Here is a 22,859-nt window from a genome sequence, read left to right as displayed (position 1 = left end):
TCGAGGCCTGGAGGGGCTCAACGCACTGATATTGCACTGATGTTGGACAGCTTCCTGGCGGCGCCGGGAGTCACGCGGACGGGCGGGACGCGGGACTCGGCATGCCGAGTCGGAGCTGTTGCCGGGAGAGGTGGCGGCGCGGGGGTGAGCGACCGTCTCCAGCGTGCAACGCCACGGTGTCGCCCACGAAGATGTGGTGCGCGTGCTGCGCGCGTACCGGCAGGCATGACCGGACTCATGGCTTGCCTTCAGCCGAGCATTCCGGTGACCCGCGTCCGCTTTGCTCCGTGCCCGGTGGCGTCTACTCCGGCGCGCCGACGACGACCTGGCCGTCGGCGGAAGAGACCGTGACCGTCACCGACTGGTCCTGCTCCGCGTAGGTGAACGTGCACTGGAACTCGGCGCCCTGGTCGGCCTTCACCTGCTCCGGGCAGGCGACGTCGCTCACCTCGACGAGGCCAAAGTCCTCCTGCAGCACGCGCGTCACCTCCGCTTGCAGGGGCTCCGCCGCGAGGACACTGCCGTTGCTCTCACCGATGAAGTAGCCGCCGAGACCAGCGATGAGCGCCGCCGCTGGAATGGCGAGGATCAGCAGGAGACGAGAGCTGCGACGCGGCTTGCCGTTCTGAGCGGAGCCGGCCGCGTCGAAACCGGAGCCCGGTGCCCCTGGCGTCGCGTACCCCGTCGACTGCTGGTACCCGAACCCCTGAGTCGGCGGGACCCCGGCAGGCGGGGCCCCGACCGAAGACCCGTACCCCGACCCCCGCGGTCCGTACCCGGTGCTCGGCGTCGCGGAGCCGGAACCCGTCGCCGCAGGCGCACCGTAGCTGGAGTTCGAGCTCCCGCCGTAACCGGACCCATAGCCAGCACCCGCCGCCGTGGAAGCGCTCGCCGCGGCTGCGCCAGTCGAGGGCGACCCGAAACCGTACGCAGAAGGTGTGCTGTGGCCCAATGAAGAGCCCTGCGTTGAACTCGGAGAGAAGTTCGAGCCGCCGCCCCAAGCCGCGTTCTGGCCCGCGCCACCTGGCGGCGTGGCCGAAGCGCCGGGATACGTGGGGCGACCAGACGCCTGGCCGGGCTGGCCTACTTGGCTCGCCTGTCCTGCTTGGCCCGGCTGCCCTGGGCGGCTTTGCTGCGCGCCGGCGGCGCCGGCTGCACCGGTCGGAGTACCGTGCTGCCCCGGTTGCGGGTTCTGCCCGTGTTGCCCCTGCTGCGGGTTCTGCCCGTGCTGCCCGTGCTGCGGCGGGTGAGCATTGGGCGTCCCGTGCCCTTGCCCTGCCCCACCCGGCTGTCCGTTCGGCTGCGCCTGTCCAGGATGCTGGCTGCGCGGATCGTTCTGGCTGCGCGGATCGTTCTGGCTGCGCGGATCGTTCTGGTTGCGCGGATCGTGTGGCCGCTGCGGGCCGCCCTGCGGTGGGAAGGTCATCGTGCTGCCTCCAGCTTGCTTGCTGCTGCGTTCATGAGCTCGGCCGACCCCTAGCCGGTCCTTGCATTTCCGATGGCATCCCAGAAGGCACTCGCCTGGTCTGCGGTGACGTTCGTCACGTATTGCGGCGCGAGCGACGCGGGGTCGTCCGGCAGGTCGTCCGCGGTCGGCGTGCCGGTGATCTCGAAGCCGAACTGCACCTCCACGTCGAGGGAAGCCGCGTCCATCGTGCCGTTGACCTCGATCTTCTGCACGATGCCGTCGGTGCCCACCCACACGTGCAGGGGGAGGAGCGTGCCGAGCTCGTCCTCGCTGAGCTGCGATCGCAGGTCGTCCCCCAACGTGTACAGGCCGGCCTCCTCGAGCGAGTCGAAGGTCACAGCGGACGTGAAGTGCTTGCTGCCGTCTGCGGACACCTCGAGCTTCTCGGGCAGCTCCTCGCCGTTGCTCTCCTTCGAGAGCTGCCAGGCTTCGACGAGGTTGCACATGAAGATGACGGTGCCGAGGATGCACGTGCGCTGCGGGTCGTTCGCCCGGTCGAGGTCGCCCATCGGCAGCCGGGCCCACGGCGTCGCCACGACCGTCGTGTACGCGCTGCCGAACAGGTAGTAGGTGAAGCCGCTGCCCGCCATGTGGACCTCGTCGATCGACGTTCCCGGCTCGGCCGTCGACTCCTTCGTGACGTAGGAGGCGCCGACGACGGTCGTCTCGTGCTGCGTGCTGAGCGTCGCCCCGGTCGAGGCCTTGCCGTGCGTGTAAGCGGTCGCGGAGAAGTTCTCGACACCCGCGAGCCCTTCGACGAGGGAGTCGCCGAGCAGCTCCGCGCCGGTGTCCGCGTGGTACTCGAGCTTGGCCTCGTGGTTCGCGACCGCGGTGGGCGTCGTCGTCGCGCATCCTGTCAGCACGAGCCCGACGAGCAGCGCCGTCATGCCTGCCACCAGCCGTCGCGTGCTCATCAGGCTCCTCCGCCGAGCTCGTCGTACAGGGAGAGCGCGGTCTGGCCGAGCACCGAACCCTCCCAGCGGAACGGGGGATTCGCTGACGATAGGACGGTCGAGGAGGTCGCGGCGACGTAGCCTGCCCCGACGCTCTTGTCGTAGTAGACGAGCCACGCTCCGCCGGACCCTCCCGGCGTCATGCTGCACATGTGCGTGTACCCGCCGGCCGAGCCTTCCTTCCACTGGCTTGAGGCGCACATGTACTCCTCCGACCCGTCGTAAGGGCTCGCGCTCGGATACCCGACCTGCGTGATCGCCTTCGCTGGCACGCCGAACGCGATGCCCTGGCCGCCCGTCACGTCCTGGATGCGCTGCCCGTCCTTCTCCTCCATCACGAGGAACGCGAAGTCGTTGTTCCACCCGTCGCCATACACGCCCTGGTCGCCGTAGTTGGCGTTGTCGAGGAAGTGCTGCGGGATGCTGTAGTCGGTCGCCGCCCAGCGCCCGTATGGCTGCTCGGCGCCGTCGCCGCGATCGCCCGGGATGAAGACGACGTTGCTCGCGACGGCCTTGTTGCTCTCGAAGTCGACGAGGCAGTGCGCCGCCGTGACCACGATGTTGCGCTCGCCCGAGTTCACGACCGTCGCCGAGCAGACGGCGAGCCCGCTGGCGAACGACATGTAGAGGCGGCCGAAGGTGGATGCGCCGAGCCCAGCCCGGTCGAACGGCACGGCCTCCGTGACGTCGCCGTAGCCATTCGGTGACTCGGCGGCAGGCACCGCCGTCGTCGGGGCGACGAATGCGCCCGTCGCGGGGTCGCCGACACCGACCGTGATGCCGTTGTCTGGAGAGGTGTAGTCGAAGCCCTCGGCGTTCTTGAACATGTCGGGGTCTGACCAGAAGTCGTGGGACTCCTGGGGGGACGACTCGAACGAGTCGCGGAGGCTGACCGTTCCACCCTCGATGGGGGCGTCCACCGCGTCGTAGCCATTGGCCGAGGGCACCGCGGTCGCACTCACCGAGCATCCTGCGAGTAACACGACCGCGGCGAGCGCGCCGATGCTCGCGAGCAGCGCCCGCGGTCGGCGACGGTGTCGAGTCATGGGGTCTCCTTCGGCACGCTGGGTATGCCGTTCCTGGTCATGCTACGCAGGGCCACCGACAGTCGGGCCGCGAACTGGCCGAAAACCCAGGTGACGGGGAGTTCTCCCCTGGAGTCCGCCGAGGCCACCCAGGAATAGCGGCGGGGTGGCACACGTTGCCCATGCCATGCCAGGAACGACCAAGCTCTCCGTGCTCGACCTCATCCCGGTCTCCGAGGGGCAGACGAGCGCCGACGCGATCGCCGCATCACGTCGTCTCGTGCAGCGTGCCGACGAGCTCGGCTACCACCGGTACTGGGTCGCCGAGCACCACAACACGGAGCTCGTCGCCTCGACCACCCCGCCGGTGCTGCTCGCGGCGCTCGGGGCGGGGACCAGCCGGATCCGGCTCGGTTCGGGTGGCGTGATGCTGCCCAACCATGCACCCTTCGTGGTGGCCGAGCAGTTCGCGGCCCTCGAATCCGTCTATCCCGGTCGCATCGACCTCGGCTTGGGGCGTGCCCCAGGCACCGACCCGTTCACGGCCGCCGCCCTGCGCCGCGATCTCTCGCGCGACCGCGTCGACGAGTTCCCGAACGACGTGCTCGAGCTGATGGGGTTTCTCGGCGATGTGCGCGACGAGCACGACCGCGAGGTGCTCGCCCGCCTCCGCGTGACGCCAGGCGCCGACACCCACCCGCAGATCTGGCTGCTCGGCTCGAGCCTCTACGGGGCCGAGCTCGCCGCCGCCTTCGGTCTGCCATACACGTTCGCCCACCACTTCGCGATGCACGCCGACCCGAAGGCTGCGGCCGATCACTACCGCGAGCACTTCGTGCCGTCTCCGGTGCTGGCAGAGCCGCACTTCATGGTGTCGGTGTCCGCGATCTCCGCCGACACCGTCGAGGAGGCCACGCATCTCGCGCTCCCGAGCCGCGCCGCGATGCATCAGATCCGCTTCGGTCGACCCACCCGGGTCCTCACGCCAGACGGCGCCGCGGCGTACGCCGCGCGCATGCAGGACCGCTCGCTCTTCGACGCGACGACCGGCACGCAGCTGGTCGGGACGCCCGAGATGGTGGCGGACGGTATCGACCGGCTCGTCGAGCGAACGGGGGCCGACGAGGTCATCCTCGCCGCCACGACCCACGACGTCGACGTGCGCATCCGCACCATCGAGGCGCTCGCCGGGCTTCGGGACCCCGCTGCCTGGGAGGCGCGCACGAGTGTCGGTGCGCATCCGCATAATTGACGGGTGACTTCCCACGCGCGCCATGCCAGCTCAGCCTCCTCTCGAGACGCCTTCACCTTCGACGACCCGAGCGACGCTCCCGACAGCACCGACGAGGCCCTCCTCCGCGCGCTCGCGGTGACGTTCGCCGAGGTCGGCTTCACGGTCGACGGCGTCGAGTCGCGCCTCGGCGCGGAGGCGGCGGATGCGCTGCACCGGGACCTGCTCGAGCCCGCATCGTTCGCGCTGTCACGCGAGCCAGACGACGCGCTCGCAGCGCTCATCCGCCTGTTCGTGCTCGCCGAGCCCGTCGAGGCAGGCGACGTGCCCGCCCTCGAGGAGCTGCTGGCGGCCCGCCTCGTCGAACGCCTGCCGCGTGTGGCACCGGCGGATGCGGGCGTCGATGGTTCCGGCGAGCAGCTCGCCGAGGGGCTCGTGGCCGCGCTGGTCGATGTGCGTCCGTACGCGAGCGAGGGCGTCAACGGCGACGTCGAGATGTGGGTCGCGTCCGACCTCGGCGGCGTGCAGCTGGGAAGAGACCAGCCGTTGCGCCGCGACCACGTCGTCGGCATCGGCCCGGCGACGACCCTGCTCGCGCAGCTCACCCCTCGCGAACCGGTCGCCCGGGCGCTGGATCTGGGCGTCGGCATGGGCGTGCAGACGATGCACCTGCTCGCGCACACCCGGCACGTCGTCGCCACCGACATCTCCGAGCGCGCCCTCGCCTTCGCGAAGTTCAACCTGCTGCTCAACGCCGCCGCGCTGGGCATCGCGCCAGGCGGTCTGGACGACCGGGTCAGCCTGCGCCTCGGCAACATGCTCGAGCCCGTGGCCGGCGAGCAGTTCGACCTGTTCGTGTCGAACCCCCCGTTCGTCATCACGCCCCGCCGCGAGGGCGAGGAGGGCAGCGACCAGTACACGTACCGTGACGGCGGCAAGCCAGGCGACAGCATCGTCGAGGGGCTCGTCCGCGAGCTCGGCGCGGTGCTCGCACCCGGTGGCGTCGCCTGCATGCTCGGCAACTGGGAGGTGCGCGCCGGCGACGCCAACTGGCACGCGCGCCTCGAGACGTGGCCGGCGAGCGACGTCGACCTGTGGGTCGTGCAGCGCGAGGACGCGACGCCCGTCGAGTACGCGGACATGTGGCTGAAGGATGCGGCCGAGAACGCCGAGCTGTCGAGCTGGCAGCACGCCTTCCGCCGCTACCTGCAGGACTTCGCGAGCCGCGACGTCGAGCGCATCGGCATGGGCATGTTCTTCCTCCGCCGCACGCACGAGGGCGCCGTCGGCGGCCCGCTGCGGCGCTTCGAGCACCTCACGCACGCCCTCGGCCACCCGCTCGCCGAGCACATCCGCGACGGCTTCGAGGCCCTCACCTGGCTTCGCGGGCTCGACGACGCCGAGCTGTTCGACGAGCCGCTCATCGTCGCTGGCGACGTCACCGAGGAGCGCCACTCGCGGCCAGGAGACGAGGACCCGAGCATCATCATGCTGCGCCAGGGCGCCGGGTTCCGCCGCACGATGTCGATGTCGACCGAGCTCACGGGCTTCGTGTCGGTGTGCGACGGCGAGCTGGTCGGCTCGCAGATCGTCACCGCCATCGCCTCGCTCGTCGATGTCGAGGAGAAGGCGCTGCGCGAGAGCCTCGTCCCCGACGTGCGCGAGCTCGTCGCGCTCGGCTTCCTCGCGCCGCGCTGGCGGTAGGGGCGGAGCCGCCACCGTGCTTGGCGGTCAGCGGTGCCTGGCGGTCAGCTTCGCGTCACGACGACGCCACGATGTTCTCGGGAGTCTCCCCGTTCAGGAGCGCACGAACCTGCCGTTCGATGAGGGCGACCATGCGAGGGTGCATGGCCGAGGAAGCGCCCCCGACATGCGGCGTGATGAGCGCGCCGTCGAGGCTCCAGAGCGGGTGGCCTGACGGCAGCGGTTCCGGGTCGGTGACGTCGAGGGCGGCGCGGACGTGGCCGGCCTCGAGGGCACGGACGAGCGCGTCCGTATCGACGACGGGGCCGCGCGCGACGTTCACGAGCAGCGCGCCGGGGCGCATGGCCGCCAGGAAGGCGTCGTCGACGAGGTGCCTGGTCTCCCAGGTGAGGGGAACCGTGAGGATCACCACGTCGATCTCCGGCAGCAGGCCTGTCAGGTCTGAGATCTCGCGGACGCGGCCCGCGCCGTCGGGCCCGCCGGAGCGGGCGGTGCGCCCGAAGCGGAGCACTCGCGCCTCGAATCCGTTCAAGCGCTGCTCGATGGCCTGTCCGACACCGCCGTAGCCGACGAGGGCGACGGTGCGGTCGGCGAGGCTCTGGCCGGGGAGCTGCTGCCACTGTCCTCCCTGCGCGGCGAGTGTGTACTCCGGGAAGCGTCGCAGTGAGGCGAGCGCGAGTCCGAGGGCGAGCTCTGCCGTCGAAGCCTCGTGCACCGAGCGGGCGTTGGCGACCGTGTGGCCGGGCGGCAGATTGGCGAGCACATCCTCGTACCCGATGGTCTGCGCCTGGACGAGCTGGGTTGCCGTCGCCCCGAGATTGGCGGCACGGCGCGGGTCCTGCTGGTAGGGGAGGACGACGAGGTCGATGTGCGCGGAGGGTGACGGCGTCGTCAGATCCCAGGCGATGGACTCCACGCGGTCGGCGAGGTCGAGGTCCGCGACGGCCGCCGCGAGTGCCGGTGTCGGCAGGGAGATGCTGACCCGCGAATCACACATCACGATGTGAGCCCTTGCTTACATTCTGAGTTCATGCACATAATGTAAACCAGACGCGGCCTCAGGCCAAGACCTCAACCGCTTCCCCTCGAACCGGCCAGGGCACCGCGCGAGACCCACCACGATTGGACGACAATGACGTCAGAGATCATCACCATCATCCACACGGCGATCGCCATCCTCGGCGTCGTCGTGCTCATCACCCGCTTCCGCCTGAACCCCGCGGTCGCGCTGGTCATCGGCTCCCTCTACCTCGGGCTCGCGACGGGGAACTCCCCGACCGACACCATCGGCACCATTACCGGCGGCTTCGGCGAGATCATGGCCGAGGTCGGCCTCCTCATCACCTTCGGCGTGCTGCTCGGGTCGATGCTCAGCGAGATGAACGCCATCCAGCGCCTCGTCTCGCACCTGCTGCGCATCTTCGGCCCCAAGGGGCTGCCGTACGCGATGGGGCTCACGATCGGCACCGTGCTCCAGTCGATCTTCCTCGACGTGCTCCTCGTCATCTCCGCGCCGCTCGCCCGCAAGATGGCGCCCCTCATCGGCAAGCACGGCACACCGCGCATCGCGACCGCCCTCGCCATCAGTCTCGAGTGCGGCATCGTCTTCATGGTGCCGGGTGTCGCGGCCCTCGCGCTTGCTGGCGTCCTCGGCGTCCCGCTCGGCCAGATGCTGCTCTTCGGCCTCATCGTCATCGTCCCGACCATCGTCATCTCGATCTTCATCATGACGCTGCTGTTCCGAATCGGACTCTGGAACGAGCAGCTCGACGAGACGCAGCCCGTCGACGGTGCAGACGCGGCTGACGACAGCATCGACGGTTCCCGCGAGCCCGTCGGGCCGCTCAAGACCGAGAGCATCCCGGTCGGCGACCGCCTCAGCAAGGTCGGCGGAGTGCCCCGAGGCGTCGCGGTCGCCGAGCGAACCACCACCTCCGAGCCGAAGCTGATCCTGCTCTTCGCGCCCCTCCTCCTCTGCCTCGGCCTCATCGCGACCGGCGCGATCCTGCAGATCGCCGGCGTCGAGATCGACGCCCTGGTCCTCATCACCGACCCAGTCTTCGCCCTTCTCCTCGCCGTGCTCGGCACGAGTGTGATCGGTCGGCTCACGGTCGGCGGCAAGGCCGTCGAGAAGTCGGTCGTCGCCGGCTTCCGCGAGAGCGGCCAGATCCTCATCCTCACGGGGGTGGGCGGGTCGCTCGCCGCGACGGTCGCGGCGACCGGTCTCGGCGACATCCTCGGGCAGGCGTTCAACGCCAACAGCTTCGCGCCACTGCTCATCGTGTGGGCCATCGCCGCCGTCCTGCATATCGCCGTCGGCTCGGTCACGATCTCCGCCATCACCGCCGCGGGCATCCTCGCGCCCATCGCCTCGGTCATCGGCCTCGACCCGATCCTCATCGCCCTCGCGGCCGGTGCCGGTTCACTGTTCGCCGTGCACGTCACGAGCAACACCTTCTGGCTGCTGCAATCGCTGCTCGGGCAGACGACACGAGGCACACTGAAGACCTGCACCGTCGGTGTCTCCGTCGCCTCGATCGTCGCGCTGCTCGTCACGCTCGTCCTCAGCATCTTCCTCTGACCCGCAGGCCTCGACCGATCACTCGTCCGGAAAGGACCGACATGCACACCAACGCCAAGATCGCCCCGCTCAAGGGAGTCCGCGTGCTCGAGCTCGGGAACTTCATCGCGGCCCCCACGGCAGGGCGGATGCTCGCCGACTTCGGCGCCGAGGTCATCAAGGTCGAGCGGCCCGGAACGGGGGACGAGCTGCGCTCGTGGCGACTGCATCCCGGCTCGACGACGTCGATGCTGTTCCACACCATCAACCGCAACAAGAAGTCGATCACCCTCGACCTCCGCACGGAGGAGGGGAGGGATGCGGTGCGCGCGCTCGCCGCCGACTGCGACGTCATCCTCGAGAACTTCCGGCCAGGCACGATCGAGCGGTGGGGCATCGGACCCGACGTGCTCAACGAGATCAACCCCGGGATCGTCATCGGCCGCATCTCCGCGTTCGGGCAGACGGGACCGCTCTCGAGCAGGCCCGGGTTCGCGGCGGTCGCCGAGGCGATGGGCGGGTTCAGGAACCTCGTCGGCGACCCGGACCGCGCCCCCGTGCGCGTCGGCGTCTCCATCGGCGACTCCATCGCGGGCGTGTACGCCGCCTACGGCGTGATGATGGCGCTGTTCCAGCGCGAGCAGCGCCGCGGTGCCGGCCTCGAACCCGCGCCGCTCGAGGAGCGGGTCATCGACGTCGCCCTCAACGAGGCAATGTTCTCCATGATGGAGTCGCTCATCCCCGACTACCAGGCCCACGGCGTGGTCCGCGAGCGGGTCGGCGGACGCATGGAGGGCATCGCCCCGACGAACGCCTACGTGTGCGGTGACGGCAAGAGCGTCGTCATCGCAGGCAACGCGGATGCGATCTTCGTGCGCTTCATGGGCATCATCGGCCGCGACGATCTCGCGGGCGACCCTGGGCTCGCGACGAACAACCTCCGCTGGGAGCGCCGCGATGAGCTCGACGCGGCGATCGGCGCGTGGACGGCCACCCTGCACGCCGAGGAGGTCCTCGACATCCTCGACGACGCGGGCGTCCCATCCGGCCCCATCTACACGGCCGAGGACATCAGCGAGAGCCCGCAGTACGCGGCCCGCGACATGATCCAGAAGTTCGACGTGGCCGACGGCGATCAGACGGTCGAGGGGGTCGGGTTCCCCGGCATCGTCCCGGTGCTCGGCGGCGCGTCCCTCCCCATTCGCACACTCGCGCCCCAGCTGGGCCAGGACACCGAGGCGGTGCTCGCCGCCTACGCCGGCCACGCGCAGCGGGAGCCGCGCGACGACAACAGGACCCAGCTCGACGACGACAGCAAGGTGGAGACACGATGACCCAGACCCCGATCACCGCCGCGCGCCTGCGCGACGTCACGTTGCGCGACGGCCTGCAGCTCACCGGCAAGCTCCTGTCGACGGACCGCAAGGTCGCCCTCGCTCGCCAGCTCTTCGCCGCCGGGGTGCCAGAGCTCGAGATCGGCTCGATGGCGCGCGGCGACCTCGTCCCGCCCATGGCCAACACGCTCGAGGTGATCGAGGCGCTCACGCCTCAGGAGCTCGAGCGCAGCTGGGTGTGGGTCGCGACCCCGCGGCATATCGAGAAGGCCGCGGCCGCCGGGGCGAAGAACTTCCAGTACTGCCTCTCCGTCTCCGACGCCCACAACCAGGCGAACATCGGCCGCACCACCGACACGAGCCTCGCAGCGATGCCGGATGCCGTCGCCCTGACCCGTGAGGCCGGCGGGCGCATCCAGCTGTGCCTCGCCACGTCTTTCACGTGCCCGTTCGATGGGCAGGTCGACCCTGACCGGGTCATCCAGATCGCCAACGACCCCCGAGCGGAGGGCGCTGCGGACATCGTGATCTGCGACACCCTCGGGCAGGCGCATCCCGGGCAGGTGTCGTCGCTCATCTCGCGGGTCGCGGCCGAGACCCCTCGGCGCGAGATCGTCTTCCACGGCCACGACACGTGGGGTGCCGGTGTAACGAACTCGATCGCAGCAGTGCTCGCGGGCGCGGGCGTCGTCGACGGCGCTCTCGGCGGCCTGGGTGGCTGCCCCTTCGCCCCCGGCGCCAGCGGCAACACGGCCACGGAGGACCTGCTCTTCGCCATGCGCCCCGACTGGCTCACTCCGGCGGCGTTCGCTCAGATCGTCCGCGAGTCGGAGGCGCTGCTCGACGACCTCGGCGAACCCAACCGATCGAAGGCGAGGCAGGGCGCCCGTTCGAAGGCTCCGGCGTTCGAGTGGGTCCTGCCGGCCTCGCTCTGACGGCTGCCAGCGGGGTGCCCCCCTGTCAGGCTGCGGCGGGGGCGCGCCCGCCGATCAGGCGAGTCGCGCGTTCAGCCATCTCGACGAGCATCGGGGCCCACTCCTCCAGCATGTGTGGCTGGATGCGGGCGGCGGGCCCGCTCACGCCCATGGCCATGCGCACTCGCCCGCTCGGCTCGAACACCGGGGCCGCGAGGCCCACGAGGCCGTCGATGCGCTCATTGCGCGTGATCGCGAATCCGTCCCGCCGCGTCTGATCGAGCACGGTCCGGAGTTCGGCGGGGTCGGTGATGGTGCTGGCCGCGAGGTCGGGGATCGGCTGGGCGAGGATGCTCTCGCGCAGGTCATCGTTCCAGGCGAGAAGGACACGCCCCGCGGAACCGACCGTGAGCGGCGCGACCTTGCCGACGTGCACGTCCTGCTTCAGCTCGTGGCGGGTCTCGTCGACGGCGATGCAGACGCGGTAGTCGTCGTCCGCTCTGAACAGGGTCGCGCTCTCGCCGGTCGCCTGCCGCAGCTCGCGGAGCAGCGGTGCGAGCAGGTCGATGGCCTTGATGCCTCGCACGGCTGGCGCCGACCAGTACGCCATCTTCAACCCGATCCGGAAGCGATCCTCATCCCGGTCGAGGAAGCCCTGCGCGACGAGATTCGTGACGAGGCGCTGCGTGGTGGAGGTTGGGAGCCCCGTCCTCGTCCTGATCTCCGCGAGTGACAGCGACGGCGACTCGAGCGTGAAGCTGTCGAGGATGTCGGTGATCTTGCCGAGCACGAGCAGCGGGGCGACCCCGGAGGTTCCGGTGGCGGGCGAGGCTGCGCTGCCGGGATCTGTCATAGGAGAAATCTAGAGCATCCGCCTCCGGCGGAACGGCTGCAGGAGCTCGCGACGGTCGCGCCACGCGCCCGTCGACCAGAGCGCGAGTGCGACGAGGAGCACCTGGAAGGGCAACCGGATGAGCCGCTTCAGGTCCGTGTCCAGGCCGAACGCGTCCGTGCCCGTCACGTATTGCGAGACGTTGCCGGGGAAGACGGCCACGAAGAACGCAGCGACCGTGAAGCCGACCGCGACGCGCCAGCGCCAGGCCGCGATGAGCGCCGCCCCGAGCAGCACCTCGACGACACCGGATGCGAGCACCACGAGGTCAGCATCCAACGGCACCCACGTGGGCACCTGCGCCTGGAACTCCTCGCGGGCCAAGCTCAGGTGCGCGACGCCGGCGAACAGCAGGAACGCGCCAAGGACTACACGGCCGATGGTCCGAGGCGGGGACGTGCGTCGGGGCTTGGCTGGGGGAGTTGTCTGGGCCACCGGACCAGTCTGCGCCCTCCCGGTGGACCGTCCGCTCAGCAGGCCTCGTGCAGGGCGCGCAACGCGTGCGGGCCACCCTCGAGGTGGCGCTGCCGTTGCCTCGCGGCCCCGGTGCCGTGGCGGAAGAGCCGATCGATGCCCGAACGGATCTCATCGCCGTCGCCGAGCGCTTCCGCCGCCGGCCCGAGATGCGCGAGGAGCGCGTCGGCAACCGCGCGCGCTCCCGACAGCTCACCCGTGACCGGATCGAGGAGGCGCGCATCGATTCCATCGCGGGCCGCCTGCCAGAGCGAGGCCTCGAGCAGCTCGGGAGGCAGGTCGGCGAGCGCCCCGCCCGCATCCCCCGCCACGGTCGCCGTCACGAGCGCCCGGCAGATGAGCGCGAGCAGCACCGTCTCCCGCGCCTCGAGCTGCGCGTCGAAGACTCGGAACTCGATCGTCGGATGGTTCGCGGACAGGCGCAGGTTCCAGGCCACGGTGCCGGCGTCGATCGTGCCGCCCACACCCACGAGACGTTCGATGCGCCGCTGGTAGTCGTCCGCGTCCGCGAACGCCGGCGGGCAGTCGTGGGTCGTCCACCGACGCATCTGGATGGTCCGCCAGCTGTCGAACCCGGAGTCCTGGCCGCGCCAGTGCGGCGAGTTCGCGCTCAGGGCGAGCAGCACCGGCGTCCACCCCCTGACGGCGTTCATGACCTGCACGCCGACCTCTCGCGACGGGATGCCCACGTGCACGTGAATGGCGTTGATCTGATGTTCGCGAACGAGCCCCCGGTACTCACTCGCGATCTCCGTGTACCTGGGGGTGGGTGATGCCTGCGGTTCACCGTGGACGAAGGGGACCGCACCATGCCACCGGGTCACCCCGACCTCGCTGGCCGCGTCGTCGAGCGCGCGGCGGTGCCTGGTGAGCTGTGCGTGCGCCTCCTGAGCGGAACGCAGCACGGGCGAGCAGTACTCGACCTGCGAACGCAGGTACTCGCGGGTCACGAACGGGCGCAGCTCCGCGTCGCGGCGCAGGATGCGCAGCACGGTCTCCGCGACGGGTCGCGGCTCGAGCGTGTCCGAGTCGACGAGCATCGCTTCCTCTTCGATACCGAACGTCTCCATTGAGGTCCCCTTCCCCGTCCCCTGGCGCCCGCGCTGGCGCTGTGCAGGTCAGCCCGCAGCGGGTGGCTCTTCGTGGCTGCATCAAAGCAGAGAGGGCCTGAGGTTCGTCAGGGGGTTGACGAGGGGGATGCTGAGTGCGGCTGTGCCGGCTGGCCCGGTAGCTGGCCCGGCATGTCAGCCGGCAGCTCGACGGGTTTCGGGGGCGAGAACTGCTTCGTCACGAGCAGCACGCCGACGAGGATGAGCGGCACGATCCACCCCGTCCAGCCGAGGATCGTGGCCTGCGTCGTGTCGACCCGCTCGCCAGCCGCGGCGAAGAGCAGGTACGAACCGGCGGCCGCGTTGAACGCTCCGTGAGCGAGGGCCGCGGGCCACACCGACTCGGAGCGGATGCGCAGCCAGGCGAACACGGCACCGACGAGGACGCACATGCCCGTCATCATGGTCAGCGCGAGCCAGCCAGGCGCATCCACGTAGTTGTAGCCGAGGAGGATCAACGGTGCATGCCAGAGTCCCCAGATGACCCCGGAGATGAGGAGCGCGGGAACGGTGCCGAGCCGGAGGAGCTTCGGGAGCAGCCACCCGCGCCAGCCCAGCTCCTCGCCGAGGGCGGGGATCAGGTTGAGGAACGCGCCGAGCGGGATGCTCGCGAGCTGCAGCAGCACGAGCAGGGCGACCGGGATGGGGAGCTCCAGGTTGCCGACCCCCTCGGCTGCGAGCTGCTCGTCGAGCATCGCCTGGAAGCCGGAGAAGTTCACGAGGTCCATCGAGTAGACGCCGAAGAGGGCACCGATGGGCAACGCGAGGAACACGAGCGCCACCGGGACGACGACGGCGAGGGCGAGGTAGGCGATGAGCCGCCCGACGGGCTTCAGCGGGACGATCCCGAGCGCCCGCCATGGCCTCACCGGACGCTCGATGGCGAAGACGGAGACCAGCGCGGCGATGGCCGGCGTCATCATCATGGCGACGGAGATGACCGGGAACCAGGGGTGCGCGAGACCGTCGCCCAACCACAGGGGCAGGGTCACAAGCCAGGGCAAGCCGAAGGCCAGGGCGAGGAAGACGCCGATCGAGAGCCGCTCCCGTCCGCTCGCAGTGGTGGTGGTCTGGGCGGTCTGCGGGATGGGCTGCACGGCACCAGCCTCTCGTTTCGCCATGTGGGCTGTCAACGAGCGGAGGTGGATGCGTGCGAAACGGGGGATGCCCCCGCCCGTTTCCGGGCGGGGGCATCCCCCTGCTTCGTTCGAACGCGTCGCCTACGCGGCAGCGGCGGTCGCGTTGACCTCGCCGACCAGCACCTCGAGGACATCCTCGAGGAACAGGAGCCCGGTGACGTTGCCCTCTGAGTCGAGCGCCTTCGCGACGTGCGCACCGCGGTCGCGGAGCACCGCCATGGCGTCCTCGAGCTCCGCATCCCGCGACACGGAGACGAGGCTCCGCAGTCGCTTCTGCGGGATCGGGGCCGTGAACGCGTCTGGGGCCATGAGGTCCATGACGTCCTTCATGTGGATGTAGCTCGTCGGCTCGCCGCGCTCGTCGGTGACGACGTAGCGCGAGAAGCCGTGCTCGGCGACTGCTTTCTGCACGTCGATGGGGCGCGCGCCCGCAGGCAGGAGCACCATCTCGGCGATCGGCACGTCCACGTCGCTGACCCGCTTCTCGGTGAACTCGAACGCGCCCGCGAGCGTGCCTGAGGTGTCGTTCAGCGTTCCCTCACGGGTCGACTGCTCGACGATCCCGGCCACCTCCTCGAGCGTGTAGGTGCTTGTCGCCTCGTCCTTCGGCTCGACCTTGAAGAGGCGCAGCACGCCGTTCGCGATCGTGTTGAGGCTCCAGATGATCGGGTTGAAGATCTTGGAGACCACGACGAGGGGCGGGGCGAGGAGGAGGGATGCACGGTCTGGCACCGAGAACGCGAGGTTCTTCGGGATCATCTCGCCGAAGACGACGTGCAGGAACGTGACGAGCACAAGCGCCACCGCGAACGCGATCACGCTGATGAGCTCGGCTGACAGCGCGGTGAGCCCGAGCGGGATCTCGAGGAGGTGGTGGATGGCTGGCTCGGAGACGTTCAGGATGAGCAGTGAGCACACGGTGATGCCGAGCTGGCTTGTCGCCAGCATGAGCGTCGCGTGCTCCATCGCCCAGAGCGTCGTCTTCGCGGCGCGGCTGCCTCGCTCGGCGAGGGGCTCGATCTGCGACCGCTTCGCCGAGATCACGGCGAATTCCGCGCCGACGAAGAAGGCGTTGCCGATGAGGAGGACGAACAGCCACAGGATGCCTGGCAGGTACTCACTCATGGATCATCGCCTCCTTCACTCGCTCGTGGGCTCTGTCGTGCGCGAGCTCCTGATTGCTCATGAGGCTCTGGTCTCCGTCTGGCTCGTTCGGCAGGTAGCGGACCCGCACGATGCGGGTGCCGTCGATGCGCTCGACGCGCAGGGTGCCGGCCTCGATCTCGACCTCGTCGCCCAGTTCGGGGAGGCGCTCGAGGGTGTCGGTGATGAAGCCGCCGACGGTGTCGTAGTCGCCGTCTTCCGGAACCTCGATGGCGAGGCGGTCGAGTACTTCGTCGGGACGCCAGGAGGCGTCGAACGTGACCGAGCGGCCGCGCCGGATGAAGCCGGTCTGGTGCCGATCGTGTTCGTCTTCGAGTTCCCCGACGATCTCCTCGACGAGGTCTTCGAGCGTGACGATGCCCGCCGTGCCGCCGTGCTCATCCACGACGACGGCCACCTGGTGGCGCTCGGCGCGCAGCAGGGTGAGCAGGGCGGAGGCGCCCATCGACTCCGGAACGCGTAGCGCCTCCGTCTGCAGTTCGCTGGCGAGGACCCGCTCCTGCTTGTCGACGGCGACCGCGAACGCCTGCTTGGCGTGCACGAAGCCCGTGATGTTGTCTGGCGTTCCGTCGACGACCGGGAACCGGGAGAACCCGGTCTCGATGGCGAGGGCGATGATGGCCTGCGCCGTGCCGTCGACTTCGACGCTCGCCATGCGCACGCGGGGTGTCATGACGTCGGATGCGTCGTGCTCGGAGAACTTGAGGGTGCGGCGCAGCAGGGCCGCGTCGTCTTCTTCGAGGAGGCCGGAGAGTGCGGAGTGGCGGATGAGGTAGGAGAGCTCGTCGGCGCTTCTGGCGCCCGAGAGCTCCTCTTTGGGCTCGATGCCCATGGAGCGGATGATGGCGTTCGCCGTGTTGTTCAGGAGCAGGATCACGGGCTTGAACACCGTCGTGAAGAGCGCCTGGAACGGAATGACGACCTTCGCTGTCGCCCGTGGGAGGGCGAGCGCGAAGTTCTTGGGGACGAGCTCGCCGATGATCATCGAGAACAGCGTCGCGAGGACGATGCCGACGATGGCTCCGACGACGGGCACGAGGCCCTCGGCTACCCCGAGGCCCTCGAGGGGCTCTGCGAGGAGGGAGCTGACGGCCGGCTCGAACGTGTATCCCGTGAGCAGGGTCGTGAGCGTGATTCCGAGCTGCGCGCTGGAGAGGTGTGTCGACGTGATCTTCAGGGCCTTGATGGTGGGCCCGAGTCGTCTCTCTCCGCGGCTCTGCCGGTTTTCGAGATCGTTTCGGTCGAGGTTGACGAGCGCGAATTCACTCGCGACGAACAACCCGGTTCCTACTGTGAGAACGAGGCCGATGCCGAGCATCATCCATTCGTTCATGCGTGGTGCCTCCAGACTGTGGCGGCCGAAGATGCGGCCGGAACGTCAAGAGGCTTGGGACTATGACTGGGAGGGTCTTCCATGGGTGGAGATTGTAGTTGCACTTCGTTTGACCGCAACTTGGAATGCTGGGGATCCGCCGGATCAGGATGCTGCGAGCGCCGCCTCTTCGCGCCCCTGGGACGTCCAGGCGGGGTCTGCCGAGCGGTTCCCGACGACTCGTTCGGCGATCGATTCGAGTCGGAGCAGCTGCTCGCCGCTCAGCTCGAGGCCGAGTGCTCGAAGGTTCTCGTCGATGCGCTCGGGGCTGCGGGTTCCCGGGATGGGGGAGACGCGCACCCCGAACTCGGCCGATTTCGCGGAGACCCACGCGAGGGCGACCTCGGCGACGGAGACGTGGCGGCCGTGCTGTTCTCCGAGCTGCTGCGCGACGGCAGCGACTTCGCCCGCGAGGGCACGGTTTGCCGGCAGGTTCTCGGGGAAGAAGCGGGGGAAGTTGGCGCGCACGTTGGGCTTCTCGGCGGCGAGCTCCGCCCACGAGTCGGTGAGCAGGCCGCGGCTGACGGGGGAGTAGGGCACGAAGCCTGCTCCGACCTCGCGGATGGCGGGGATGACGTGGGCCTCGAGGTCGCGGCTGAAGATGCTGTACTCGCTCTGGACGGCCGCGATGGGATGCACGGCCGCGGCGCGGATGATCTCGGCGCCCGTCGGCTCGCTCAGGCCGATGTGCCGCACCTTGCCCTCGGCGACGAGCTCGGCGACGAAGCCGACCGTGTCCTCGATGGGCACGTTCGGGTCGACGCGGTGCTGGTAGTAGAGGTCGATGTAGTCGGTGCCGAGGCGCGTGAGCGAGGCCTCGACCTGCTCGCGCACGTGCGCGCGGTCACCGCGCACGCCCCGCTTGCCGACCCCGTCGCCCTTGGTGATGCCGAACTTCGTGGCGAGCTGGATGCGCTCGCGCTGCGCCGGGAAGATCTTCGCGATCGTGCGCTCGCTGCGGCCGTCGCCGTAGATGTTTGCCGTGTCGATGAACGTGATGCCCGCATCCACCGCGTGCTGCAGCGTGCGCAGCGCCTGCTCGTCGTCGATGGGGCCGTACGCGTCGCTGAGGCTCATAGCGCCGTACCCCTGCACGGTCGTCACGAGGCCGTCACCGAGGAGGGTCGTGGGGAGCTGCGCTGCGGTGCCGTTCGTCTCGTGCGTCATGGCATCAAGTGTCGTCCGCACCACCGACATTCCGCCAGCGGGCCTGGCCTTGGGAGTAACAGTCGCGAGGCGTGCCGCTACGCGCTCGCCTGCTTCACCTTGCTCGGCACGGGAAGCATCATGAGGAACCCGACGGCGAGCACGATGCCGATGCCGATGATGCCCATCTTCGGGTTGCCGGAGAGGAACACGAAGAGGCTGAACAGGGCGGGCGTGATGAAGCTCGCGACGCGGTTCGTGGTGGCGTAGAGGCCGAACAGCTCGCCCTCGCGCCCGGGAGGCGTCGCGCGCGACAGGTAGGAGCGACTCGCCGCCTGCGCGGGCCCCACGAAGAGGCAGAGCGCGAGGCCGAAGATCCAGAACACGGTCTTCTCGGAGGGGAGGAAGATGAGCACCACGGAGAACGCCGTGAGCGAGACGAGCGAGGCCATGATCACGAGCTTCGGGCCGAAGCGGTCGTCGAACCACCCGGCCGCGAGCGTGCCGAGGCCCGCGACGAGGTTCGCAGCGACCGCGAAGTAGATGACTTCGCTGGGCGCGAAGCCGTACACCTGCGCCGCGAGGATCGCGCCGAACGCGAAGATCGCCTGCAGCCCGTCGCGGAACACGGCGCTCGCGGCGAGGAAGAGGAGCAGCTTCGGGTCGCTCTTCGCGAGCTTCCCGATGACCCGGAACAGCACGCCATACGACGCGAAGAAGCTCACCTTGGGGCGGTTCTCGTCCTTCGGGATCTCGGGCACCTTGAACATGACGGGCAGCGCGAAGACCACGTACCAGACCGCGGCGAGCACGATCGCGAAGCGGATGTCCAGCGCACCCCCATCCGCCCCGCTCGGCACCCCGAGGACGCCGTTCCGGCCCTCCGCGCCGAACGACTGGATGAAGAGCACCAGCAGCAGCACCAGCAGCACGATGCTGCCCAGGTAGCCGAGGCCCCAGCCGATGCCCGAGATACGGCCCACGTTCTTGGGCGTCGACACCTGCGACAGCATCGCGTTGTAGTTGACGCCGCTCAGCTCAGCGAAGATCGTGCCGACTGCGAGCAGCAGCGCACCCCAGAACAGGTACTCCTCGCCGGGCTGGATGAAGAACATCGCGAGCATGATGAGCACGGTGATGCCGGTGAAGATGCCGAGCCACAGCTTGCGCCGGCCGGAGCCGTCGGAGCGCTGCCCGAGCACCGGAGCGATGAGGGCGACGAGGAGGCCCGCGACGGTGCTCAGGTTGGCGATGACGTTGGTGGATGCGGCCTGGGCGGCCAGATACTGCGGGTCGAGCGGGTTCGCTTCGCCGAGCGCTGCGACCTGCGGGTCGATGAAGAGGTCGCTCGCGAGGTAGGTGGCGAAGACGAAGGTGACGACGACCGCCTGGAACGCGGAGTTGCCGACGTCCCACAGCGCCCAGGCGGTTGCGCGCTTCTTCAGCTCCTTCGGCGTGACCGCAGCGCCGCCGTCGACGGTCTCGACTCGTCCGCTCGGAGTCGGGTCGCTGGGTGAGGGGGCGCCGTCGTCGGCGCGGCCGGGGAGTGCCATGCGCGGATTCTATGCGCGGGAGGCGGCGCGGAGGGGAACGGCCCTGCGCGAGGTCCTGGCCGTCGGCGTTCGCTCGCCGTTCGTCTCCCGTGAACCGCACGGTGACCTGTGCGTGGCACCCTGGCCCGGAAAGCGGTCGGCGCAGCGCGCGGCTGCGGGAGGGGAGGCAGCACGTGCGACTCCGAACTCGGGTGTGGCTCGCCGCCATCGTGATCGCGCTCCTCGGCGTCCTGCTCGGCGCCGCGACGCTCTTCAGCTGGATGGTCAACGAGACCCGCTTCGACCGCCCGACCGCGGCGTTCGACACCTTCGTCGAGGAGGTCGAGGCGCTCGCGGGCGTGACCGAGGTGTCGGGACAACGCTGGGTTGAAGCGCCCATCTTCGTCGACCCCATCTCGCAGATCGACCTCGACGTCGAGCAGGAGCACCTGCCCGCCCTGCTCGACGTACTCTGCGCGTCTGCGCATCCCGAGGGTGTCAGCTGGTCTCTCGAGGTGCCCGCGGCCGCGGGTGGCGTGATGTCGCTGCACAGCCAGACCGACTCCTCGGGCCGAGCGCTGTCGGGAGGCACCTGCCCGAGCTTCGGCTTCGACGCCGTTCCGCTCGTCGACGCGCTCGACAGTGCTGTGCCTGGCCTGGCCGTGCAGCCGGCGATCTGGGAGAACGACCGCTTCGCTCTCGTCTCCATCGAAGAGACCAGAGACGGCTACCTCCACCTGCTGCCGCTCGTCCAGAACGCCGAGGTGCTGCTTGCCGCCGCGGGCTTGGACCCCGACAGGGAGGTCGAGATCAACTCCACGACGCTCGGTGCCACGATCCTGCCCGGGCAGCAGGAGCCCTACCTCGCGCTGCTCACCGACCTCGCCGAAGATCACGAGGTCGGCGCCTTCTGGGCCGACGGCGGGAGCGCCCCGACGGGCGCCCGAGACCACGTGAACGTCACCGCGCGCGCCGCCCAGCACGCCGCGATCAAGAGCAGGATCGGCGCATCCGGTCTGCACATCACGGACTTTCCGGTGACGTTCCACGAGCCGTGAGGCGGGCAGCCGCCAAACTCCGGTGACAACCTGGTCCAGCGCGCCCGAGACGGGCGGAATAGGCCGAACAGTCACCGAAGTTCGACGCGAAGGGATGCGCCTTCCCGGTTCCGGGCCGACGCCCTGCGGCTACTGCGCGAGCCAGGTGTCGTAGAAGTACGGGCGGCCGACGGCGTTGGTCTCGATGCCTGACACGTTGGGGCTCGTGACGAACACCTGGTAGTTGTCGACCAGCGGCACCGTGTAGGCCTCCTCGAGGACCGTCTCCTGCAGCTCGGCGAGGTTCGCGGCGCGCTCGTCGGTGCCGTTCGCGGTCTCCGAGACGCCGAGCAGCTGCTCCTCGAGCTCGCCGTTCTTCAGCTGGAACTGATTCGTGTAGTCCTGGCCCCAGTACTGGCGCAGGGTCGTCGCATCGAGGAAGGAGTTGGCGACCGGGAAGATGGGTGTGCCTCCCGCGGCGAAGATGTCGCTGTAGGTGCTCGCATCCGACTGGCGGATCTCCAGCTCGATGCCGACGGCTTTGAGCTGCTGCTTCGCGAGCTCGAGGATCTGGCCTGAACCGTTGACGAACGGGGACGTGTACGCGGGGATCGTGAGGCGCGTGCCGTCCTTCACCCGGTAGCCGTCACTGTCCGTCTCTGTCCAGCCGGATTCGTCGAGCAGCGTGTTCGAGAGGTCCTGGTCGAAGGCGAGATTCTCGCTCAGGTCGACCCAGCCGGGCGTCGCGGCCTGCACCGAGGAGGTGGCGGGCTTCCAGTTGGAGTTGAAGACCGTGTCGACGATCTCCTGGCGGTCCACGCCGTGCTGGATGGCCTGGCGTATCTTCACGTCGTCGGTGATCGCCGCGTGAGGGCGCAGCACGAAGTTGATGGGTGTGCCGAGGTACTCGCCGTAGATGACGTTGAAGCCGTCGTCGCTGAGGCGCTGCTCCTCGCTTGGCTGCACGAAGTGCACCGAGTCGACTTGGCCGGCTTCGAGCGCTCCCTGGCGTGCGGAATCCTCCTCGAGCACGTTGAAGGTGATGGAGTCGAGGTACGCAGGCCCCTCGTGGTCGAACGCCTCGCTCGCCCAGTCGTAGTCGTCGCGTTTCGTGACGACGATCTCGCGCTCCGGCACCTGCGACTCGAAGACGAAGGGGCCAGTGCCGACGACGTTCTCGAGCTTCGCCTGCTCTTCCAGCGGCAGGTCGATCGTGCTCTCGCCGAGGATTCCGGCGGCGAAGAACCCGAGGCTCGGGATGAAGCCGCGGTTCGGGGAGCTGAGGGTCACGAGCACGGTCGTGTCGTCGACGGCTTCGGCGCTCCCGAACTCGCCGGGCACGATGGGCGAGCGGGTGATGCCCTTGCTCTCGTCGCCGAGGCCGAGCACTTCGAGGTTCTTCGCGACGACGTCCGCGGTCAGCGGCGTGCCGTCCGAGAAGGTGACGTCGTCGCGCAGTTTCAGCGTGTACTGGAGTCCGTCCTCGCTCTCCGCCCATGACTCGGCGAGCCACGGATGCACTTCGCCCGTGCTGTCGACGTAGACGAGCGTCTCGACGAGCTGAGTCCACACCTGGCTCTTGTGCCAGTTGTTCGACTGCTGCTGCTGCCAGCCGTCGGCGATCGCGGTGACGGCGTGCACGAGGTCACCGCCCTGCACGGGGGTGTCCGAGCCCTGGCTCGCAGTGCTCTGCCCGATCGCGCATCCGCTGAGGAGGAGGGAGGTGAGGGTCGCGCCGATGACGGCGGCGGAGAGGATGGAGCGGCGTCTGGTCATGACGGTCCTGTCGTGAATGCATGCATGGG

The 22,859-nt window shown here is 69.3% G+C and carries 20 protein-coding genes; 7 read left to right on the top strand and 13 right to left on the bottom strand.

The genetic code is table 11. The annotated features are described in order from the left end of the window. Positions 1-301: 301 nt before the first annotated feature. Complete coding sequence (locus C5C17_RS18690; RefSeq protein WP_181028631.1) at positions 302-952, bottom strand: DUF4333 domain-containing protein; 651 nt, start codon at positions 950-952, stop codon at positions 302-304. Between the two features lie 153 nt (positions 953-1,105). Here C5C17_RS18690 and C5C17_RS18685 point away from each other — a divergent pair, with 153 nt between their 5' ends. Then, positions 1,106-1,480, top strand: a complete 375-nt coding sequence (locus tag C5C17_RS18685; RefSeq protein WP_181028630.1) for a hypothetical protein — start codon at positions 1,106-1,108, stop codon at positions 1,478-1,480. Here C5C17_RS18685 and C5C17_RS18680 read toward each other — a convergent pair. Next, positions 1,477-2,382: a hypothetical protein gene (locus C5C17_RS18680; protein ID WP_181028629.1), complete on the bottom strand. Its 906-nt coding sequence runs from the start codon at positions 2,380-2,382 to the stop codon at positions 1,477-1,479. The two genes, C5C17_RS18685 and C5C17_RS18680, sit on opposite strands and share 4 nt — an antisense overlap. Continuing rightward, complete coding sequence (locus C5C17_RS15265) at positions 2,382-3,467, bottom strand: serine protease (RefSeq protein ID WP_104254256.1); 1,086 nt, start codon at positions 3,465-3,467, stop codon at positions 2,382-2,384. The genes C5C17_RS18680 and C5C17_RS15265 overlap by 1 nt, the downstream gene beginning before the upstream one ends. 166 nt (positions 3,468-3,633) lie before the next feature. On the opposite strand from C5C17_RS15265, the gene C5C17_RS15260 reads away from it, so the two are divergent. Beyond that, a complete protein-coding gene (locus C5C17_RS15260) occupies positions 3,634-4,698 on the top strand; it encodes an LLM class flavin-dependent oxidoreductase (RefSeq protein WP_104254255.1) in 1,065 nt (354 codons plus the stop codon). 3 nt (positions 4,699-4,701) lie between these two features. Next, positions 4,702-6,381: a methyltransferase gene (locus tag C5C17_RS15255; RefSeq protein WP_104254254.1), complete on the top strand. Its 1,680-nt coding sequence runs from the start codon at positions 4,702-4,704 to the stop codon at positions 6,379-6,381. A gap of 55 nt (positions 6,382-6,436) precedes the next feature. On the opposite strand, the gene C5C17_RS15250 is transcribed toward C5C17_RS15255, so the two are convergent. Next, a complete protein-coding gene (locus C5C17_RS15250; RefSeq protein ID WP_104254253.1) occupies positions 6,437-7,378 on the bottom strand; it encodes a 2-hydroxyacid dehydrogenase in 942 nt (313 codons plus the stop codon). 135 nt (positions 7,379-7,513) lie between these two features. Here C5C17_RS15250 and C5C17_RS15245 point away from each other — a divergent pair, with 135 nt between their 5' ends. From C5C17_RS15245 to C5C17_RS15235, 3 genes are read left to right on the top strand one after another with little or no spacing between them, the layout of a single operon-like run. Then, positions 7,514-8,962, top strand: coding sequence for a GntP family permease (locus C5C17_RS15245; RefSeq protein WP_104254252.1), 1,449 nt, complete (start codon positions 7,514-7,516; stop codon positions 8,960-8,962). Positions 8,963-9,003: 41 nt separating this feature from the next. Then, positions 9,004-10,275: a CaiB/BaiF CoA-transferase family protein gene (locus C5C17_RS15240; RefSeq protein WP_104254251.1), complete on the top strand. Its 1,272-nt coding sequence runs from the start codon at positions 9,004-9,006 to the stop codon at positions 10,273-10,275. Continuing rightward, a complete protein-coding gene (locus C5C17_RS15235; RefSeq protein WP_104254250.1) occupies positions 10,272-11,210 on the top strand; it encodes a hydroxymethylglutaryl-CoA lyase in 939 nt (312 codons plus the stop codon). The genes C5C17_RS15240 and C5C17_RS15235 overlap by 4 nt, the downstream gene beginning before the upstream one ends. 25 nt (positions 11,211-11,235) lie before the next feature. Here the strand turns inward: C5C17_RS15235 and C5C17_RS15230 are convergent, their stop codons facing one another. The 8 genes from C5C17_RS15230 to C5C17_RS15195 form a co-directional block, all read right to left on the bottom strand. Then, a complete protein-coding gene (locus C5C17_RS15230; RefSeq protein ID WP_104254249.1) occupies positions 11,236-12,042 on the bottom strand; it encodes an IclR family transcriptional regulator in 807 nt (268 codons plus the stop codon). Between the two features lie 9 nt (positions 12,043-12,051). After that, entirely contained in the window at positions 12,052-12,516 is a 465-nt protein-coding gene (locus C5C17_RS15225) for a hypothetical protein (protein ID WP_104254248.1), read from the bottom strand. A gap of 35 nt (positions 12,517-12,551) precedes the next feature. Further along, complete coding sequence (locus tag C5C17_RS15220; RefSeq protein ID WP_104254247.1) at positions 12,552-13,625, bottom strand: YbdK family carboxylate-amine ligase; 1,074 nt, start codon at positions 13,623-13,625, stop codon at positions 12,552-12,554. 107 nt (positions 13,626-13,732) lie between these two features. Then, on the bottom strand, positions 13,733-14,785 hold the full coding sequence (locus C5C17_RS15215) for a CPBP family intramembrane glutamic endopeptidase (protein WP_104254246.1): 1,053 nt from the start codon (positions 14,783-14,785) through the stop codon (positions 13,733-13,735). Positions 14,786-14,884: 99 nt separating this feature from the next. Further along, positions 14,885-15,928 (bottom strand): hemolysin family protein, encoded by a 1,044-nt coding sequence (locus C5C17_RS15210; RefSeq protein ID WP_104254245.1) that lies wholly within the window; start codon positions 15,926-15,928, stop codon positions 14,885-14,887. Further along, the gene (locus C5C17_RS15205) at positions 15,921-17,300 is read right to left on the bottom strand and encodes a hemolysin family protein (protein ID WP_104254244.1); all 1,380 of its coding nucleotides are present in this window, start codon (positions 17,298-17,300) and stop codon (positions 15,921-15,923) included. Before C5C17_RS15205 ends, C5C17_RS15210 begins: the two co-directional genes overlap by 8 nt. A gap of 144 nt (positions 17,301-17,444) precedes the next feature. Continuing rightward, the gene (locus C5C17_RS15200; protein WP_104254243.1) at positions 17,445-18,506 is read right to left on the bottom strand and encodes an aldo/keto reductase; all 1,062 of its coding nucleotides are present in this window, start codon (positions 18,504-18,506) and stop codon (positions 17,445-17,447) included. Positions 18,507-18,583: 77 nt separating this feature from the next. Then, positions 18,584-20,038, bottom strand: coding sequence for an MFS transporter (locus tag C5C17_RS15195; RefSeq protein ID WP_104254242.1), 1,455 nt, complete (start codon positions 20,036-20,038; stop codon positions 18,584-18,586). 173 nt (positions 20,039-20,211) lie between these two features. Between C5C17_RS15195 and C5C17_RS15190 the strand changes: the two genes are divergently transcribed. Continuing rightward, entirely contained in the window at positions 20,212-21,075 is an 864-nt protein-coding gene (locus C5C17_RS15190) for a hypothetical protein (protein ID WP_146079203.1), read from the top strand. Positions 21,076-21,204: 129 nt separating this feature from the next. Here the strand turns inward: C5C17_RS15190 and C5C17_RS15185 are convergent, their stop codons facing one another. Continuing rightward, positions 21,205-22,830 carry an ABC transporter substrate-binding protein gene (locus C5C17_RS15185; RefSeq protein WP_181028628.1) on the bottom strand — a complete coding sequence of 542 codons (1,626 nt, stop codon included), beginning with the start codon at positions 22,828-22,830 and terminating at the stop codon, positions 21,205-21,207. Between the last annotated feature and the right edge of the window lie 29 nt (positions 22,831-22,859).

The sequence above is a fragment of the Pseudoclavibacter sp. RFBA6 genome (genome assembly GCF_002931575.1).
Taxonomy (GTDB): domain Bacteria; phylum Actinomycetota; class Actinomycetes; order Actinomycetales; family Microbacteriaceae; genus Pseudoclavibacter; species Pseudoclavibacter terrae.
Note: the sequence above shows the minus strand (reverse complement) of the source record. Positions and strands in the feature narration are given on the sequence as shown.

Bases quoted from the DNA above. Each gene is read 5' to 3' on its own strand.
- C5C17_RS15185 (WP_181028628.1), bottom strand. From the start codon at position 22,830: ATGACCAGACGCCGCTCCATCCTCTCCGCCGCCGTCATCGGCGCGACC.
- C5C17_RS15265 (WP_104254256.1), bottom strand. From the start codon at position 3,467: ATGACTCGACACCGTCGCCGACCGCGGGCGCTGCTCGCGAGCATCGGC.
- C5C17_RS15205 (WP_104254244.1), bottom strand. From the start codon at position 17,300: ATGAACGAATGGATGATGCTCGGCATCGGCCTCGTTCTCACAGTAGGA.
- C5C17_RS15210 (WP_104254245.1), bottom strand. From the start codon at position 15,928: ATGAGTGAGTACCTGCCAGGCATCCTGTGGCTGTTCGTCCTCCTCATC.
- C5C17_RS15220 (WP_104254247.1), bottom strand. From the start codon at position 13,625: ATGGAGACGTTCGGTATCGAAGAGGAAGCGATGCTCGTCGACTCGGAC.
- C5C17_RS15240 (WP_104254251.1), top strand. From the start codon at position 9,004: ATGCACACCAACGCCAAGATCGCCCCGCTCAAGGGAGTCCGCGTGCTC.
- C5C17_RS15235 (WP_104254250.1), top strand. From the start codon at position 10,272: ATGACCCAGACCCCGATCACCGCCGCGCGCCTGCGCGACGTCACGTTG.
- C5C17_RS15215 (WP_104254246.1), bottom strand. From the start codon at position 14,785: ATGGCGAAACGAGAGGCTGGTGCCGTGCAGCCCATCCCGCAGACCGCC.
- C5C17_RS15250 (WP_104254253.1), bottom strand. From the start codon at position 7,378: ATGTGTGATTCGCGGGTCAGCATCTCCCTGCCGACACCGGCACTCGCG.
- C5C17_RS15200 (WP_104254243.1), bottom strand. From the start codon at position 18,506: ATGACGCACGAGACGAACGGCACCGCAGCGCAGCTCCCCACGACCCTC.
- C5C17_RS15230 (WP_104254249.1), bottom strand. From the start codon at position 12,042: ATGACAGATCCCGGCAGCGCAGCCTCGCCCGCCACCGGAACCTCCGGG.
- C5C17_RS18680 (WP_181028629.1), bottom strand. From the start codon at position 2,382: ATGAGCACGCGACGGCTGGTGGCAGGCATGACGGCGCTGCTCGTCGGG.
- C5C17_RS15260 (WP_104254255.1), top strand. From the start codon at position 3,634: ATGCCAGGAACGACCAAGCTCTCCGTGCTCGACCTCATCCCGGTCTCC.
- C5C17_RS15195 (WP_104254242.1), bottom strand. From the start codon at position 20,038: ATGGCACTCCCCGGCCGCGCCGACGACGGCGCCCCCTCACCCAGCGAC.
- C5C17_RS15245 (WP_104254252.1), top strand. From the start codon at position 7,514: ATGACGTCAGAGATCATCACCATCATCCACACGGCGATCGCCATCCTC.